Annotated in this window: 17 protein-coding genes and 2 pseudogenes; 14 read left to right on the forward strand and 5 right to left on the reverse strand. The window is 55.2% G+C overall.

The features are described 5' to 3' along the window. The first annotated feature begins 1 nt into the window (after position 1). The 11 genes from VEB01_RS11455 to nadC all read left to right on the forward strand — a co-directional run bounded on the left by VEB01_RS11455 (position 2) and on the right by nadC (position 9,294). Complete coding sequence (locus VEB01_RS11455) at positions 2 to 184, forward strand: hypothetical protein (protein ID WP_324875544.1); 183 nt, start codon at positions 2 to 4, stop codon at positions 182 to 184. Between the two features lie 2 nt (positions 185 to 186). Beyond that, positions 187 to 1,239, forward strand: coding sequence for a formate dehydrogenase subunit gamma (locus VEB01_RS11460; protein WP_324875546.1), 1,053 nt, complete (start codon positions 187 to 189; stop codon positions 1,237 to 1,239). A gap of 38 nt (positions 1,240 to 1,277) precedes the next feature. Continuing rightward, complete coding sequence (locus VEB01_RS11465; protein WP_324875548.1) at positions 1,278 to 1,487, forward strand: dodecin; 210 nt, start codon at positions 1,278 to 1,280, stop codon at positions 1,485 to 1,487. Positions 1,488 to 1,562: 75 nt separating this feature from the next. Continuing rightward, complete coding sequence (locus VEB01_RS11470) at positions 1,563 to 2,105, forward strand: disulfide bond formation protein B (RefSeq protein ID WP_324875549.1); 543 nt, start codon at positions 1,563 to 1,565, stop codon at positions 2,103 to 2,105. A 148-nt stretch (positions 2,106 to 2,253) separates the two neighbouring features. Further along, positions 2,254 to 2,946 carry a phosphate regulon transcriptional regulator PhoB gene (phoB, locus tag VEB01_RS11475; protein WP_324875551.1) on the forward strand — a complete coding sequence of 231 codons (693 nt, stop codon included), beginning with the start codon at positions 2,254 to 2,256 and terminating at the stop codon, positions 2,944 to 2,946. A 255-nt stretch (positions 2,947 to 3,201) separates the two neighbouring features. Next, complete coding sequence (phoR, locus tag VEB01_RS11480) at positions 3,202 to 4,527, forward strand: phosphate regulon sensor histidine kinase PhoR (RefSeq protein ID WP_324875553.1); 1,326 nt, start codon at positions 3,202 to 3,204, stop codon at positions 4,525 to 4,527. Positions 4,528 to 4,540: 13 nt separating this feature from the next. Next, positions 4,541 to 5,584, forward strand: a complete 1,044-nt coding sequence (locus VEB01_RS11485) for a PstS family phosphate ABC transporter substrate-binding protein (protein ID WP_324875555.1) — start codon at positions 4,541 to 4,543, stop codon at positions 5,582 to 5,584. A 66-nt stretch (positions 5,585 to 5,650) separates the two neighbouring features. Beyond that, positions 5,651 to 6,739 carry an OmpA family protein gene (locus VEB01_RS11490; RefSeq protein WP_324875557.1) on the forward strand — a complete coding sequence of 363 codons (1,089 nt, stop codon included), beginning with the start codon at positions 5,651 to 5,653 and terminating at the stop codon, positions 6,737 to 6,739. 210 nt (positions 6,740 to 6,949) lie between these two features. Beyond that, entirely contained in the window at positions 6,950 to 8,014 is a 1,065-nt protein-coding gene (locus VEB01_RS11495) for a substrate-binding domain-containing protein (RefSeq protein WP_324875574.1), read from the forward strand. Positions 8,015 to 8,063: 49 nt separating this feature from the next. Then, a complete protein-coding gene (locus VEB01_RS11500) occupies positions 8,064 to 8,441 on the forward strand; it encodes a DUF1499 domain-containing protein (protein ID WP_324875559.1) in 378 nt (125 codons plus the stop codon). A gap of 22 nt (positions 8,442 to 8,463) precedes the next feature. Next, the gene (nadC, locus tag VEB01_RS11505; RefSeq protein ID WP_324875575.1) at positions 8,464 to 9,294 is read left to right on the forward strand and encodes a carboxylating nicotinate-nucleotide diphosphorylase; all 831 of its coding nucleotides are present in this window, start codon (positions 8,464 to 8,466) and stop codon (positions 9,292 to 9,294) included. A 10-nt stretch (positions 9,295 to 9,304) separates the two neighbouring features. Here the strand turns inward: nadC and VEB01_RS11510 are convergent, their stop codons facing one another. The 4 genes from VEB01_RS11510 to VEB01_RS11525 are packed head-to-tail and all read right to left on the reverse strand — an operon-like array spanning position 9,305 to position 13,573. Next, positions 9,305 to 10,693: an FAD-binding oxidoreductase gene (locus tag VEB01_RS11510; RefSeq protein WP_324875560.1), complete on the reverse strand. Its 1,389-nt coding sequence runs from the start codon at positions 10,691 to 10,693 to the stop codon at positions 9,305 to 9,307. A 4-nt stretch (positions 10,694 to 10,697) separates the two neighbouring features. Next, complete coding sequence (locus tag VEB01_RS11515; protein WP_324875562.1) at positions 10,698 to 11,285, reverse strand: phosphoheptose isomerase; 588 nt, start codon at positions 11,283 to 11,285, stop codon at positions 10,698 to 10,700. Positions 11,286 to 11,288: 3 nt separating this feature from the next. After that, a complete protein-coding gene (locus VEB01_RS11520; RefSeq protein ID WP_324875564.1) occupies positions 11,289 to 11,651 on the reverse strand; it encodes a YraN family protein in 363 nt (120 codons plus the stop codon). A gap of 11 nt (positions 11,652 to 11,662) precedes the next feature. Then, positions 11,663 to 13,573, reverse strand: a complete 1,911-nt coding sequence (locus VEB01_RS11525; RefSeq protein ID WP_324875566.1) for a penicillin-binding protein activator — start codon at positions 13,571 to 13,573, stop codon at positions 11,663 to 11,665. 36 nt (positions 13,574 to 13,609) lie between these two features. On the opposite strand from VEB01_RS11525, the gene rsmI reads away from it, so the two are divergent. Next, entirely contained in the window at positions 13,610 to 14,479 is an 870-nt protein-coding gene (rsmI, locus tag VEB01_RS11530) for a 16S rRNA (cytidine(1402)-2'-O)-methyltransferase (RefSeq protein ID WP_324875567.1), read from the forward strand. Between the two features lie 49 nt (positions 14,480 to 14,528). Here rsmI and VEB01_RS11535 read toward each other — a convergent pair. Next, positions 14,529 to 15,020: pseudogene (locus tag VEB01_RS11535) on the reverse strand (transposase family protein); the annotation flags it as partial. Between the two features lie 125 nt (positions 15,021 to 15,145). On the opposite strand from VEB01_RS11535, the pseudogene VEB01_RS11540 reads away from it, so the two are divergent. Next, positions 15,146 to 15,661, forward strand: a pseudogene (locus VEB01_RS11540) (transposase); the annotation flags it as partial. Between the two features lie 1,094 nt (positions 15,662 to 16,755). Beyond that, complete coding sequence (gene rfaH / locus VEB01_RS11545) at positions 16,756 to 17,268, forward strand: transcription/translation regulatory transformer protein RfaH (RefSeq protein ID WP_324875569.1); 513 nt, start codon at positions 16,756 to 16,758, stop codon at positions 17,266 to 17,268. Positions 17,269 to 17,509 lie beyond the last annotated feature (241 nt).

The raw sequence follows: 17,509 nt of genomic DNA on the forward strand, positions 1-17,509 counted from the left end.
AATGCGATGGGTTTGCCTGCTGTTGCTAATCGTTCCGGTATTGTCCGGCTGCTACGAAGGCTCGGACGTGACTTTGCACGAGGCACACAAGTATAAAGGCAAGGATGATCGCCATGTGGGCGATCCAGGCTATCGGCGGGAACAGCTGAAACTGCGTTTCGAGACGGTACAGAGTGATCGCTAGACATGATGGCTCAGGTTGAAAGAACGACTCTTTGGCGAATTCTGCTGGCTGTGGCGTTCATGCTGCTTTTGCCCTTGGCATCCGGGTCGCTTCAAGCCCACGAAGGCGAGAAACACGAACTGCATGAGACCGGGTCGGTGGCGAATCCCAAGTCTGGCTATTGGCGGCAGGTGCGGGAAGGGGGGCAGGGTTATACGGCAGTCAAGGGTCAAGAAACCAGTGTTCTGATACAAGGCGGCGGGCAGAATTGGCGGCAGCTTCGGAACGGTCCCCTTGCGACTTACGGCGGAGTCTTTTTGGGATTGGTGGTTTTCGCGATCGGATCGTTTTATCTTTGGCGCGGCCAGGTAAAGCTCAACCATCCCCGGTCCGGAGAAACTGTGATGCGCTGGACGTTCGCCGAGCGCATCCTGCATTGGTATACAGCCCTGTTATTCGTTTTCCTGGCGATCACTGGGCTGAGTTTGCTCTACGGCCGTGCGCTGCTTATCCCGGTGCTAGGGCGCGAAGCCTTTTCCGCCTATGCCGAGATCGCCAAGCTGCTGCACAATTTCATCGGCCCGCTGTTCATCGTTGGCTTGGTGCTCATGATCGTTTCATGGGCGAAAGACAATCTTCCGGATCGAATCGATATCGAATGGTTTAAAGCCCTCGGAGGGATGGTCGGCGATCGTCACCCGTCCGCCGGGCGCATGAATGCTGGCGAAAAAATGTGGTTCTGGCTATTGGCGGTCGGCGGACTAGCTGTGAGTGTGAGCGGTCTGTTGCTGGATTTTCCCAATTTCGGTCAGGAACGCTGGCTTCTGCAAGGTTCGCATCTGATTCACGTTTTTTTCGCATTCGTTTTGATGGCGGGGGCGGTAGGACACATCTATATCGGCACCATCGGCACGGAAGGGGCTCTTGAAGGTATGGTGACCGGTAAGGTCGACAAGAGCTGGGCGATTCAGCATCATGATCTGTGGTACGAGAAATCAGCCGACGCCGAGTCGGGATCTTCCATTGCCAATCCCGAAAAACCGCTGATTCCGAAGACGGGTGGCGTCGCTTCTTGATATCTTGCACTTTCCTAAACCTGTAAGGAGTAATACCTATGACGGATCGTGTCTACAAGCTTATCGAAATCGTCGGCACCTCGCCGCACGGGACGGACGAGGCCATTCGGAACGCGATAGAAAAAGCGTCGAAAACCATCAATCACCTGGACTGGTTCGAAGTCGTCGAAATGCGGGGTCAGATTGCCGAGGGCAAAATCGCCCATTATCAAGTGATATTAAAGGTCGGATTTCGGATCGAGGATTGAGCGATTCGGTCGACTTGGTATGGGATATCCGCAGTCCTTTCATGGCCAAAAGCTTCCTAACTTTTTGGATTTCACATGGTTTTCAAACCTAGACTTTATTTTCTCGCCGGTTTCTTGTTTTGTGTCGGGCTGCTGGCGGCGGCCCTTTATTTTCAATTCTCCGGCGGGTTGGAGCCTTGCCCGCTTTGCGTGTCTCAACGCATCATGATCTTCGCCGTTGGATTGGTGATGCTGATAGCCGTGCTGCACAATCCGAGAGGTTCCGGCGTTAAGGTTTACGCTATTTTGGGTTTTGTCACCGCGGTGCTGGGCGGGAGTATTTCGGCTCGGCATGTTTGGTTGCAGCATTTGCCGCCGGAGGAGGTGCCGGCCTGCGGTCCGGGACTTGAATACATGTTTCAGTATTTTCCCTTGGGCGAAACTCTCAAGGCGATGTTGAACGGGACCGGCGACTGCGCCAAAGTGGATTGGACGCTGCTCGGACTAAGTATGCCCGCCTGGGTTTTGATCTGCTTTTTCATTTTGGCCTTGCTCAGTCTTGCGCAACTCTGGAACAGTTCCGATACCTACGGAAACCGAAGGTATTTCTCGACGAAGGGTCAATCGCTATGGCCATGAAATCTCTTTGATGAAGCATTATGAATAGCGCCGGATCTCAGCAAGAGATATTTGGTAATTATCGGTACTGTGGCCCCTATAGAGCGTCACATAAAGGTCACATTTGCAACGTACATTGAGCGATTATCCGAAATAGCGAGAATCGAGAATGTCTGCGATCAATGTGCTTGTCGTCGAAGATGAAGACGCCATTCGTGAAATGCTCGGAATGGTGCTGGAGCAGGCCGAGTTTGCCGTCCAAGCCGTTGCGGATACCCACCAGGCGCAATCGGCCTTGAACGACTTGATTCCCGATCTGATTTTATTGGACTGGATGTTGCCTGGTTTGAGCGGGGTCGAATGGGCGCGCCGCCTCAAAAAGGACAAGCATTACGGCGAAATCCCCATCATTATGATTACCGCTCGTGGTGAGGAGGAAGATAAAATTCGGGGCTTGGATGTCGGCGCGGACGATTATGTCACTAAGCCGTTTTCGCCCCGCGAATTGATGGCGCGGATCAAAGCCGTGCTACGGCGGAGCAGCAAGTACGGCAAAGGGGGGAGGATCGAAATCGGCGGAATCGTGTTGGACACCGACGAGCACCGAGTCAGCATCGCCGACAGCCATGTTGTCTTGAGTCCGACCGAGTACCGATTGTTGGAGTTTTTCCTCACCCATCCCGACAAGGTCTACAGCCGCGGCCAGTTGCTCGACCAGGTTTGGGGCCGTAGTTCGTTCATCGAGGAGCGTACCGTCGATGTCCACATTCGGCGGTTGCGCAAGATTCTGGCGGAACATGATCGCGAGGAGATCATCCAAACGGTACGCGGCTTCGGATATCGTTTTTCTGAGAGCTTGTGAAAAACCTACTGCGCGGTTCGAGTCCGCGCCTGCTCAACGTACCCGATCTAACTCAAGCATCGCGTAAGCGATTCTTTAAATCTCCCTCTCCCTTTTTGGGAGAGGGCCGTACGCCTGCGCTTTTCATGCCGCACACTCCCTGTGCGGCACCCGCTGGGCAGTTCTGCTGTGCAAATCGGCTGTCCTGCCGATTTGTCGGCGCGGATTCGAACCGCTCGCGACGGTTTTTTCACAATCTCTGAGCAAGCCTAATTCATGTCCAGCCCCTGGCGATCGGAATTCTCCTTCATTTTCTTAGCGCTCTTGGTGGGCGCTTTTCTCGGTAAGGTCCTCAACAGTTTCGTTATTGCGCTCTGGTTTTGTTTGCTGGCGTATCTGGCGAGACATCTTTTTTACGCAAACCGGCTGCTCGTTTGGCTGCACAGTGGCAGATCAGGTCAACCGCCGCAGGGCGATGGCGTCTGGGAAGAAATCTATTACCTCATTTTCCGGCTAAGGCGGCGCAATAAACGACGCAAAAAACAGCTTATTCGGATGCTGGAGCGCTTCCGGACGGCTACGGCGGCGTTACCGGACGCAACCGTGGTGCTGGGGCCGCGGGATGAAATCGATTGGTTCAATGAGGCGGCCGAGCGCCTGTTGGGTCTGCGCCGCGGCGATATCGGGCAGCAGATCGGCAATCTGTTGCGTTATCCCAAGTTCAGCCATTACATGCAGAATGCCGATTATCGCTCGACGGTCAGTATTCCATCCCCGCTCGCCGACAACATCCAGCTGGAAATTCGCATTGTGCCCTACGGGGAAGATCTGCGCCTTTTGGTTGCCCAGGACGTGACGCAGCTGCGCTTTATGGAGCGCGTGCGCAGTGATTTCGTGGCAAACGTGTCTCATGAGCTTCGTACGCCGCTGACGGTTTTGAAAGGTTATCTGGAGACCCTAAGCAATGCGGACAAGCCGATGTCGGAGTCTTACCTGAAAGTGTTTCGGCGCATGGAAGAACAGACTATTCGGATGGAGAGCTTGGTCGACGGCCTCCTTTCTTTGACGCGACTGGAGTCGGCGGCACACCAGGTGGTGCAGAAGCGGGTTGACGTGCCGGCCATGCTGAAAAACATTTGCAATGAGGCCGAACTCCTGACTGAAGAGCGTCCCACCATCGAGCTGGTTCTTGAAACCGACGCCGATTTATTGGGTGCCGAGCAGGAATTGCACAGCGCATTTTCAAACCTGATCCTCAATGCGGTGAAATATACGCCGCCTGCCGGTCGGGTTGTCGTGCGCTGGCGTGATGACGGCAAGGGCACGAGATTGGACGTCGAGGATACGGGGCCTGGAATTGCGCAACACCATATTCCACGGCTTACCGAGCGGTTTTACCGTGTGGCCGTTGATGGATGCAAAAATAAAGGTGGCTCCGGGCTGGGATTGGCCATCGTCAAGCATGCTCTTTCCCGGCACGGCGCCGAGCTCAAAATCATGAGCGCTCTCGGGCGAGGCAGTTGTTTCAGCTGTTGCTTCCCCGAAGAGCGAGTCGTGCGGGGCGCTTCCCAGGTCGATGCCAAGCTTGCTCAGGGACTCTGACGCCGGATCGCAGATGGGCGGTCCGGATGGCGGGTCTGTCCGTTTCGATTTTTGCCGACAGTGGAGCCGTTGGTTTTCGAGTTTGATAGGGTGCGGGCTGCATCTTTTCATAATCGCCCTGCTTTTAACTGGGAAAGTCGACGCGGTTGTTCTACCGCAATCATCGGGGGGGCTGGCGGCCGGTGGTGAGGCCGGTATGGCAAGCGATGAGTTCGCGTCGAGTGATCTCGGCGAGTTGATTAGGCATTGGACCGATGCGTTTCAGCGGGATCATGCCGGGGCCGCTATTCTCTTGCGTCCGATCGGCTCGTTCGCTTCGCCAGCCGCGTTCGACGAGACGCATGGCAATCTGATGTACGTTGGATACCGGTTGAACCCTGAAGCAATCGGTGTCTTTGCAAAAAAGTACGGTTACAAGCCCACGCCGATTCGTGTCGCTCTCGACACTGTAGCTATTTTCGTGCACCGGGATAACCCGATCCGAGGCATGACTCTCGCTCAGGTCGGCTCCGTTTTCTCGTCATCGCCAAGATGTAAGGATGTGCAGCAGGCGGCCACCTGGGGCTTATTAGGCTTGACGGGAGAGTGGCGAGCACGGCCATTACAAATATTAGGTGTCGGCCCTGCTAGCGATGTGCACGATTATTTTAGAGAGCAAGCTCTATGCGGAGGCGAATTGAGTAATTTCGTTCGAACGCAGCCTGATTCAGCCTCCGTTGTTCGTGCTGTGAATGGGGCCTTGAATGCGATCGGTTATGGACGCGGCGGTGCGTCAACTAAGTCGGTGAAAACGGTGCCTTTAGCTGTGGAGGCGAAGATGCCTTTTGTTGTACCAACTGAGCGCAATACCGTCAACGGCGCCTACCCGCTGACGCGGTTTTTACATATTTACATCAATAAACGTCCGGATAGGTCGCTGACAGAGGAGCAAGCAGATTTCGTCCGATTTGTGCTATCCGGGAAAGGGCAGCAAATCGTTCGGCAAAGTGGATATATCCCGGTAACCGAAGACATGGCGAAAACGGAACTAACTTTCATCTTCACAAAACAGTTTTAGGACGGAGTTTGAATTTCTCGCAAATTTAGTTGCGTCTTGGCAAATCCACGGCTAAGATTAATTTTGTTGCAAGTTTTCAAATCTTGTTGGTATTCCAGCTACAGGGAGATGGAGATGTTAAGAAAAATTCTAATTGCCTTAGGCATTGCAGGTATCGCGGCTACTGCGGTACAGGCCGACGAGCATTTTGACGACCATTTTATGGATGATCGGTGGTATGTCGCCCCGTTCGGCACGTACTTCAATCCGGGCGGCGACCGCAATGCGAAAGACGATTGGGGTGCTGGCTTGGGGATCGGTAAGATCATCAACGAATATTTCAACGTCGAGGTCAGGGGCTTTTGGCAGCATCTGAACGGTAATGGTTATAACGGCGATCTTACCGGCGGCACTGTCGACTTGCAGTACTATTTCATGCGCGATGTTTTCTCGCCGTATGCAGTCATTGGTGCGGGTGGTATGAACACCAGCGCGGCCGGTCGGAGTGGCGCATCGGTCATCGGCGAAGCCGGCGTCGGTGCGACTTACGAGTTGCATGATAACTTCCTGCTCCGCGGCGACGTCCGCTATCGGTACGTTTACGAAGGAAAAGGCGGAGTATATCCGGCCGAAGACGACTTCCATGATATGGTCGTCAATCTTGGCTTTGTTGTTCCCTTTGGCGAAAAGCCGAGAGCTGTGGCCGAGGCACCCACTCCGGCACCTGCGGATGACTGCGCTGCCCGCGATTCGGATCGTGACGGCGTAAACGACTGTGACGACAAGTGTCCCGGCACCATGACGGGCTCGCAAGTCGATGATCAGGGCTGCCCGATCAGAATCGAGCTCAAAGGCGTCAACTTTAAGTACAACTCGGCCGATCTCACCGAGAACGCGAAAAGCATTTTGGATGGTGTTGTAGAGCAGCTCGTTGCTTCAAACGAATTGCGCGACATCGAAGTTCAGGGACACGCCAGCAGCGAAGGAAGTTCTCAGTACAACATGAAGCTTTCTCAGCGTCGCGCTCAGGCGGTGGCCGATTACCTGAAGTCCGCAGGCTTGAAGAACAAGCTGTATGCGAAAGGTTACGGCGAGGATTATCCGATTGCCGATAACAGCACGGAAGCCGGCCGGGAGAGAAACCGTCGCGTGCAGTTGATCTTTATGGGTGAATAATACGCCGCGATTCTAAGCAACTTGGTTGCTTGGTAGAAATCGGCGTTAACGAAAAAACCCGCTCATACGAGCGGGTTTTTTTTGCTCGTTTAATAATAAAATGTTCTGGAGCTGGGCTGCTATGCAAGCTCATTCCTCGTGCAACTCATCCGCAGGTAAATTGTGAATAAGCATTCTATTTTCTTCGCTGCGTTGCTTGCAGCGCCTCTGATGGTGCAGCCTCTATCGGCTGCAGAAGCGCGTGGCTTTGCGCATATCAACGGCTCGAATACCGTAAGACCGTTTGCGGATGCGGTGGCCGACCGAGTCGGCAAGTCCGGAAAGATCAAGCGGCCATGGGTTGAATCGAACAGCACCAGCGGCGGAATCCAGTTGTTTTGCGAACCCGAAAGCGGCGAGTCTCCCGATATCGTCAATGCCTCCAGGCCCATGAAAAAAACGGAGTTCGAGGCCTGTGAGGCGTCAGGCGTAAAGGACATCGTCGAAGTGAAGATCGGCTACGGCGGCATCGTGCTCGCGTACTCAAAGAAGGGGCCGGCACTGGATATTACCCGCAAAGAGCTATTCCTGGCTTTGGGGAAAAAAGTGCCCGACCCCAAATGCAAAAATTGCGACACGCTCGTGCCGAATCCCTATAAGACCTGGAAGGAGATTAATCCTTCGCTTCCCGACACAAAGATTGAGGTCATTGCTCCACCGTTCGGTTCCGGGATACGAGAACTGTTTGAGGAGTCTGTGTCCAAGGCGGGGTGTGAGAGTTTTCCCTTTATTGCTGCTTGGAAGGAGACGCAGAAGGCTAAGTACAAGGAAACCTGCTTCACCGCCAGGACCGATGGGGCCTATGTCGAAGAAAGCGGAGAGACGGTTGTGGGTATGTTAGCGAAGAGCCCCGGCGTGGTCGGTTTTGTTCCTTACATCCAATACGCCAACAACACCGGCCGGCTGAATGCGGCCCGTATCGACGGAGTCGTTCCGAATGCCGAGAGCATTGCGGCGAATCGTTACCCCATCACCCGACCTTTATTTTTCTATATCAAGGGGAGTCGCGTCGATAAAGTTAAGGGACTAAAGCAATACATTTCCGAATTTACCAGCGATAAAGCTTGGGGTGAGAAAGGGTATCTTGTGTCATTAGGGCTGCTCCCAATGTCCGCCGAGGAGCGTAAGCTCTATGCGGCAGATGTGAAGAAGCTGAAGTCCATGCCGATACCCACGGATTCCATGGCCACAAGTCGAGTTTTGCCTGATGCGCGGCAAAGCAAAGCGGAACGCTAAAGTCGTTCTGCTTATCAGCGCGGCTGTAGCGTTGGGAGGAGGAGTTTCTATGGCTGCGGTGAAGATTTCTGACTGTCCGTCGAGTCCCAATTGCGTGTCCAGCATCGCTCAAGACCAGGATCATTACGTGAGTCCATTTCATATGGATGTCGCGCCTGATAAGGCCTGGGAGGCGCTCAAACGGGCTGTGGAGGCGGAATCCCGTACCCGGATCGTCGAGGAGGACAGGGGGCGCTGGTATCTCCGCGCCGAGGCGACGAGTCGGATATTCCGATTCGTGGACGACTTGGAATTCCAGATCATTCCGGAGGAGCACCTCGTGCATGTTCGCTCCGCTTCCCGCGTCGGCTACTGGGACTTGGGCGTCAACCGCCGGCGGGTCGAGCGTTTGCGCGAGGCTCTCAAGAGTGAAGGCTTGTGGCGGTAGCGGCGAAGCGGCGGGACATGCGATGCACCAGCTCGATTTAAGTGAAATCGACCGTTTCCTAGAAGAGGATGTCGGTCCGGGCGATTTGACCGCTTTGACCGTTCCCGCGAACGCGGCGGCGATTGCGAGGGTGATAACCCGCGAACCCATGGTGCTGTGCGGACAGGCTTGGTTCGCCACCGTTTTCGCCCGACTCGATGCCTCGGTCCAAGTCGATTGGCAGATGGCCGAGAGTACCCAGGTCGAGGCGGGCGCCGAGCTGTGCACGATGCAAGGCCCCGCCCGGGCGCTTCTAACCGGCGAGCGAACGGCGCTCAATCTCCTGCAAACTCTCTCGGGTACCGCTACCTTGGCGCTCGACTATGCCAAAGCTGTGGAAGGCACCGGAGCGAAGGTACTGGATACCCGCAAGACCATTCCCGGCCTGCGCAAGGCGCAGAAATATGCCGTCCGCTGCGGTGGCTGTCATAACCACCGGCTAGGACTTTATGACGGCATTTTAATCAAGGAAAATCATATCTTAGCTTGCGGATCCATCGAAAAAGCCGTACATGCCGCGAAAGCCTTGGGCGCGAGCGTGCCCATCGAAGTGGAGGTGGAGAATCCGGAAGAACTGAAACAAGCGCTGGCAGCCGGTGCCGAGCGGATTCTTCTAGATAATTTCACCCTTGCTATGATGCGGGAGGCGGTGACTATAACCGCAGGTCGCGCGAAGCTTGAGGTATCCGGCAATGTGACCTTGGATACCGTCCGGCAGATCGCCGAAACGGGGGTGGATTATATTTCGGTCGGTGCTTTGACCAAGAACGTCCGTGCAATCGATTTGTCGATGCGAATCGTGATTACCGGCTGAGCGTTCGAGGTTAATCGGCTAACGGCAGCATCTTGTCGGGATTCAAGATGCCATTCGGATCGAACTGGCGCTTGATGGCGCGCATCAATTCCAAGGCGCTGCTGTCGATCTCCCGATCGACGTAATCCCGCTTCTCGAGGCCGACTCCGTGCTCGCCGGACAAGGTCCCTCGAAGTCGCAGCACTAACGAAAAAATCTCACTCAAGCACTCATGGGCTTTTTCGTTTTCGCCGGGTTTGGCGGGATCGAACAGCAGGTTGACGTGAATATTTCCGTTGCCCGCGTGGCCGAAATTGACTATTGGCAGACCATAGCGCTGCGATAGCTCATTCAAACCGGAAATCAGCTTAGGCAACTCGGTGACGGGCACCACCACGTCTTCGTTGATTTTCTTCGGTGCGACCTTGCGCAGGGCTGGCGACAAGGCCTTACGCGTTTGCCATAAGGCTTCCACTTCATCGGCGGTTTCCGCGACGCGAAACTCCAAAAGTCCCTCGTTTTGAGCGGCTCGCCGCACGCTCTCAACCTGAACGGCCATGCCTTCGGCGAATCCGTCCACTTCGATCATCAACAAGGCGCCCGCATGCTCCGGTAGATCGGCGCGAGAATAACGGCGAATCAGCTCGATTGCATTTCCGTCGATGAATTCGAGGGCGCAAGGAATGGCGGGTTGCGCCATGATGCGGGTAATGGCCGCCGTGGCATTGTCCACGTCGGCATAGATCGCCCGCATCGTAGTTTTGGCTTCAGGCAGTGGCGTCAGCTTGAGCGTCGCCTCGGTAATCAGCGCAAGCGTACCTTCAGAGCCTAATAGCAGCCGGGTCAGGTCATACCCGACGACACCTTTGGTGGTGAGCACACCGGTACGGATCTCCGTTCCTTGGCCGGTGACGACCCGCAACGCGAGGGTGTTCTCGCGAGGAGTACCGTATTTCACCGCGCGGGGGCCGGCGGAATTGTAGGCAAGATTTCCGCCTATGCTGCAAAACGCGGCGCTGGTCGGGTCGGGCGGCCAGAAAAAGCCGTGCGGCTTTAGGATGTCTTGTAGGGCCTGATTGGTTAGGCCCGGTTCGACCACGATGAAGCGGTTGCCGGGCGAAAACTCGTGAACCCGGTTCATGCGTTCGAACGAAGCCACCACGCCGCCCTGTAAAGGTACCGTCGCGCCGGTCGTGCCGGTGCCGCGGCCTCGTGCCGTCAAAGACACCCGATGTTCGTTGCACAAGCGGGCCAGTTCGACCGTCTGGGCGTGGCTGGTGGGGAAAACGACCGCCTCCGGCAAGGCTTGGCGACGGCTGTTGTCGTAGCCGTAGGCCCAGCAATCGGCGGGGTCCGTGTAAAGCGATCCGGATGGGAAGATTTGCGCCAACCGGTTCAGAAAGGCGCTGGATAAAGCCAAGGAGTCAGTCCCCGAACAATTGGTGATCGATCAAATCGCACAGGCAGTGCGTGATAAGCAGATGGACTTCCTGTATCCGGGCCGTAGTTTCAGAGGGCACACGGATCTCGATATCGGTTTCCAGCAGCAAGGGAGACAGCGCTCCGCCATCCCGACCGCTCAGGGCGAGCACCGACATGTCCCGGTCATGCGCTGCCGTAACTGCACTCAAAATACTTGTGGAGTTGCCGCTGGTGGTGTAGACGACGAGAAGATCGTTACTGTGGCCCAGCGCTCTAATTTGCTTGGCAAAAACGTCGTCGAACCGATAATCGTTGGCAATCGAAGTCAAGGTCGAGGTGTCGCAAGTGAGTGCGATAGCGGGTAAACCGGGGCGTTCCCGCTCGAAGCGGTTCAGCATCTCGGAGGAAAAATGCTGCGCTTGCGCTGCCGATCCGCCGTTACCGCAACAAAGGATTTTGCCGTCGCTGAGCAAGCACTGAGCCAGTCTGACCCCGGCAATCTCGACGATTTCACCGAGCCTGGCCAGCGATTCGCGGCTTGTTTCAACGCTGGTCTCAAACTGACGAAAGACTCGTTCTTGTAAATTCATTCACTAAGCCGCCTGAAAAGCATCTTTCACCCATTTTACAGTAAGCCCGCCGCTTGCGGGGGACAATGCCGCCACATCAAAACGCGCAGGCCGGTCCATCCGCTTTTCGCGGAGGAAATAGGTGGCGCTGGCCAATAGCTTTGCTTGCTTGCGCCGGTCCACGCTTTCCAGCGCACCACCGAACTGGAGACTGCCGCGATAGCGAACTTCCACAAAGACGATGGCGCGCCCGTCTTCCATAATAAGGTCGATTTCGCCATACCGGCAGCGGTAATTGCGCTCGATCAACCGCAAGCCATGAGTCTGCAAAAAAATCAGCGCCTGTTCCTCGGCGATACGCCCTTTGGTCTGTCCGGGAGTGGTCATGCTTACCGTCTTCACCGGAACCCCGGAGGGCCGGCACTCGGTCGCAGCAGCGGTGCGATTCCCCGGGGTTGCGGAACGCCGCCCTCGAATTGGGAACAATGGAGCTGGCGTTGGATGCGGTTGCCAGGCTCCAGCGAAAGCGTCCCGGTCGTGCCCATGTATCGATACTGGGGATCGGTTTTGAGCCGTTCAAGCTCCGGGAGCAAGCGGTAAGCATCGATTCCAAGCGCGATAAGTCTCAGATAATCCGGCGGGGTTTGTTGAATCTGCGATTTAAGTGCTTGGGCGGATAAGGGACCGCTTTCGGACGGATCGAGTAACCACGGGATGTCGCAGAAGATCAAGCCGTTTAAATCCTGATCGGCTTGCGAGTCGGCCCGACCGCCGTATACGTGAGACGTCGCATAGACTGGAATGTGATCGCCTTGATGAAACGCGAGCTGAGGCAGAATCAGGTGAGCATCGCGGACATCGCTGACGAGAAAGATGAAATCAGCGCCCTGTTTCGTGGCGGGAGCAGACGGAATTGGCGAGGTGGAAAGCTCGGCATGCGTAGTGGTGGGCGCTGCCGCAACAAGCTCCTTGACCGAAGCGGTGAAATCCTCGCCGTGATGCGGATAAGTCTTGATGGCTCGAATTTTTCCCCCGAGCTGGTTCCAATAGGCCACAAAGTGCTTGATCATGCGTTGACCGAATTGATTCGCCGGAGCCAGCACCAGCGCATTCTGGCGACCGTCGAACCATGCGCTCCCGGCGGCTTGCTCGACCTCGTGTTCCGGGGTAAGGCCAAACTGATACACCCGGTCGTTGCTGGTCTCCGGGATTTGATTGAGCCCTAGGACCGGTACGGGCAGGTCTCCCGTTTTGGCTAAGGTAGTCACGTTCTCCTTGATTAAGGGACCTACGATGATTTTCGCGCCGTCGTCAGCCAATTTCCGATATAGCTGATGGATGTCCCCCGATTGGGTATCGATAAATCGCAAGGGTGGTTTGGCCGCGTTGGCATCCGCATAATAGGCCGCAATCATTCCAGTGCGTAGGGCTTGGGCAGCGGGAGCATAGGAGCCGGACAAGGGCAGCATCACGCCGATGAACGAAGCTGAGGACGTCGCTGCCGACGATGTCGGAGCGCCAGGTTGAGGTTGGCCTGGAGGGATGCTTTGAGTCGCCTTGTCCGGCTGTTGCAAAAGTCCTTGCAGGAATTCGCCGTCCGCGGGATGTCCGGGAAAACGAGCGTGCCATTTGGTCAATTCCGAGTTCAATCCGGCCGGAGGCGTGGTTTTGATAATCTGGGTCAGATTCATCCAGCCACCCAATACATCGGGCGGAGGCGGCTGCATGCCGGCCAGGACTTTTTCGGGAACCCGGGCGAGCGCGTCATAAATGGCCTCATTGTTTTTCTGCACGGCATCGGGGTGCGTGAGCATCTGGCCGAGTTTGACCCGCTCCCGGGCGCTCTCCAGCATGTTGCCCAATTGGTTGTAGGCGGAGGCGCGCAGTGTGTGATAATGCGCTTTTTGCGGTGATTCCAGCCGACTTGTGGATAGGCTATCGAGCTTGGCTAACGCCTCCCGAGCCCGGCCCACGTTAAGATCGAGTCGGCTTTGCAGGAGCGTGTAATCGTGTCGGTCCGCGGTTTCCAGTTCGTCGGGATCGATCGCGTCGGCCAGCCGTTTTGCCATTCTGCCGTCGCCGGCCCGGAGCGCCGAATCGGCCGCTCTCAGCCGGTAGTAATCGGGATCGCCCGAAGTTTCTGCAAGCTGCTGAAATAACCTAATCGCCCCCGAATAGTCTCCGGTCTGGAGCAGGCTTTCCGCCTGCGAGGCGCGTGCGGCCGTGCCGTCCCGCTTGGCGAAGTCGCGGGCGCAAGCGGCTACCGTTAACATGAGGAGAGCGATACAGAGGCGGATAAATAGAGGCATAGGCGGGATTCCGTTCGAGAACGCGAGGATTTAAGAGTGACGCAAACCGAGCCCGGCATACTATACCTAGTAGCGACACCCATCGGCAATCTAAGGGACTTTACGTTCCGCGCCGTCGAAGTCCTGCAAAGAGTTGATCTTATCGCCTGCGAAGATACCCGTCACAGCCGGCCGCTCCTGGACCACTACGGTATTTCCAAGCCTACGGCGGCATTCCACGAACATAACGAGGACGCCGCTTCCTCGCGGTTGATCGAACGCTTGCGACAGGGAGAATCCATTGCCCTCATCTCGGATGCCGGAACGCCGCTAATCAACGATCCGGGATTTCCCTTGGTGCGATCGGCCCGGGCCGCCGGTATTCAAGTCGTTCCCGTGCCCGGACCGTGCGCCCTTATCGCGGCGGTTTCGGCGTCTGGCCTTCCTGCCGACCGTTTTGCCTTCGAGGGATTTTTGCCTCGGAAATCGTCGGCGCGCAAGGCTAGCCTAGAGGCCTTGCGGGATGATTCGAGAACGCTGATTTTTTATGAATCCAGTCACCGCGTAGTCGAGTGCGTAGCGGACATCGCGGCGGTTTTTCCGTCCAAGCGGCGATTGGTTATCGCCCGAGAGCTGACCAAGCTGTTCGAAACGATAGTCGACACCCGAGTGGGCGAAGCCCTCTTGCTTCTCGAAGGCAATCCGGATATGCGAAAAGGTGAGTTCGTCCTGGTGCTGGAGGGCGCAGCCGATGGCGGTCAGGCAGAGGGGCTTACAGTCGAGGAGATGCGGGTGTTGCGGATTCTGCTTGAGGAATGTTCGGTTAAAACGGCGGTATCTTTGGCCGTCAAGATTACCGGAGCGCGTCGGGAAACGGTTTATCGGACTGCGCTCCGACTGACTGAAAGGCGGCGTGAAACCGATTGACTACAGCGGTTTTCGATCGCCTGTGTGGAACCGGGGTTTGGGGATGGAGAGCATAGGCCAATTTGGAGGTGCGGTCGATAGCCACGAAGAGATAGAGCTTGCCCTCCCCCGCACGCACTTCCGCAATGTCGATATGGAAATAGCCGATCGGATACTTCTTGAACTGCTTCTTGGCAGGCTTTTCACCTTCCACTTCCGGCAATCGGCTGATGCCGTGGCGCTGGAACAGCCGGTGCAGGGCAGACCACGTGAGCGTAGGGATACTGCTTTGCAGCGCATATAAGCAATCGTCCAGCGGCAGCAGCGTCATCTTCCGGAAAGCCACGCAGGCGGTCTCCTCCCCTGACGTCAGAACCGTCGAGCGCCGCTCTTTCGGTCCCATTGGCGCGTCATGCACGAAGCTTCGCCTCTTCCACTTTGCGACCGTCTTGGGATTGATTGCGTAGTGCTCCGCAAGCTGGCTTACTCTCTCTTGACTATGCTGGATCGCTCGACGCACCGCCGCTGTCGTCGGGGCGCTTCCATGTAATACCTGTCCCATAGTTCCTCCTTGGTAGGCAAGTCAGAATACTTTACCCCATCACACTGTGGGACTAAACACCTAGGGAGCCTCTGAACAATTCCCTGTGATAGGCTGACCGCATCGATTGCTTTGGAACCGAGCCCATGAAGCAAATGACTTTCGCCGCGCTGAGTTTCGACGCCAAGAAGAAAAAGACTCGCTAAGAACTCTTCCTGGCGGAGATGGAGTAGGTGGTGCCCCTGGCCGGAGCTTTGAGCGGTTATCGCGCCCCACGATCCCAAAGCCGTACCCATCGGGGGGCAACCGATGCCACTTGTGACCATGCTGAAGATCTATGTTCTGCAGCAGTGATACAGCCTCTCCGATCCAGGCATGGAAGAGGCGCTCTACGAGATCGAGTCGATGTGTCGGTTTGCCGGGCTGGAACTGGTGGAAGGCGCACTGCCAAGTTGATGAACACGATCAATGACGTGCGGGAGCAGAAGGGGCTGTTACTTAAAGGCGGCACGCTGGTCGACGCCACGCTCATCCAGGCCGCGCTATCGACGAAGAACCGGAAGAAAGCCCGTGATCTCAAGATGCATCAGACCAAGAGAGGCACTCAATGGTATTTCGGCATGAAGGTGCATGTCGGCGCCGATGCGAACAGTGGGTCCGCTACCGAGACTTGGCCACGTGCCGTCCAAGTCTTTTACCTTGATCGGGCTGGTCAACCTGTACCTCAAGCGGCAGGCCCGGTCATCCTGCTCCGGAGCCAAACAGCGGGATCGTGTATGACGTTGAGTGACCTTTTTACGGCATTTTACCGTGATCGGTACTTCTCACCCGGCCTGGCGTTGTTCAGAGCTTTCTTAGGACGTCCATTATGACTTGACCACGCTAAAAATGTAGTGATACAGTCGTAATCGAACGACAGTAGGATTCGTTCCGTTGCGCGGCACCTGGACATAGATGCCTTGGTATAGCTAACGCAATAATTATTCTGTCGGGTGAGAAAAAGGGGGGGAACCCCAAATCTGGTAGAGACGTAGGATGCGGAATAATTAGTATTTTGCAGGGCGGTAGCATACCTGCTAGTACGACAAACACCCGCTTCGCGACAATAAATCTACTTCGTACGGTCCAGATAGTTTCTCATCAATCCTTATATCTCCTTAGAATTCCAGAATATCGGATGGAGCCAGATAAATATGGAAGACTATGCGCCTATCAAAAATCTAATCCTTTCAAACTTAGAGGCTTCGGTGACATCGGAGTTCCTCAATCTCTACGTCTCCGCCTCAAGGCTTAACCGCTTTCTCCTCCGCCATAGAACAGGATCTCTCAAGGCGCCGCCGCTCCGACAAGTCACCCATCCCTTTCAAGACTTCCAAGCCGGACTTCCTTTCCACCCATGCCAAATACCTCCCGCGATCGAGGGCGAATTGCGGTGCGACCTGTTTGTCGCCGTAACCGGACCACCCGATAAATCTACGCGGTCCTTGAGATCCACCGCACCGCCTATCACCTCGAAATCTTCTTGAAAGCCGTAATCCTGCTCTCCCTGTATTCAAAAGTGCCTGACTGACAATAGTTTTGACAAAATTGATGTGGGAGATCGAACTATTGGCGCAATAGCCGTATAGCAAGTCCTATACGTCCTGGTAGACATACGATCTGTTTCGTAGGCCATTTGTTTGGCGCGAATCCAAATTAACGATGCGAAGTTGTGGGCGGATTCAAGTAAGTGCTTAAGATATATGGAATAATTATTATGGATAATATTGTTAGACAGTGGTATCTGGTATATACCAAGCCTAAAAAAGAAATTACTGCAAAGTATAATCTGCAGCGTCAAGGGTTCGAAATTTTCCTGCCTCTCATTCAGCAAGAGCGGCGACGTGGAGGCCGCTGGGTTAAGGTCATAGAACCATTATTCCCGCGCTACCTGTTCATCCATCTCAAACTTGGTCACGACAATTTGAGTTCCATACGATCTACGATCGGCGCGCGCGGCTTAGTTCGCTTCAGCGAAGAGCCGGCAGTCGTACCCGAATATATCGTCACTTCGCTTAAACTTACCGTGGATGAGAATTCCGGTCTATACCGAGTTACGACACCTGCATTCAGTAAAGGTGATATGGTCTTTATCGAGAGAGGGCCATTGGCTGGAATACATGCAATTGTTTCGGCAGAGACAGGAGAAGGACGAGTAACTATTTTGTTTAAAATGCTGGGAAGGGAAAACTGGACTACCGTTGATCGCGACACGTTGTGCTTGGCGTAGATAGTAAATTTTCGGCTTGAACTGCATCGACTTTTGGATGCGTAGTTGTTCCTCCTCCAAGTCCAACTAATTTTTAGGGTCCATCCCGATAAAAGATAAGTAGTCGGTCTTGAAGAATTCGATTTTTCTTTGAAATTGTAAGCTGGTTAGGTTGAGCTTTCTCCCATAACCGGGCCGATCAATGGTAGTGATATCCTTATGGATTCTCTGAGCGCGGACATCAGCCAGGCATAAAAAGCCC

It is taken from the genome of Methylocaldum sp., assembly GCF_035627495.1.
GTDB lineage: Bacteria > Pseudomonadota > Gammaproteobacteria > Methylococcales > Methylococcaceae > Methylocaldum.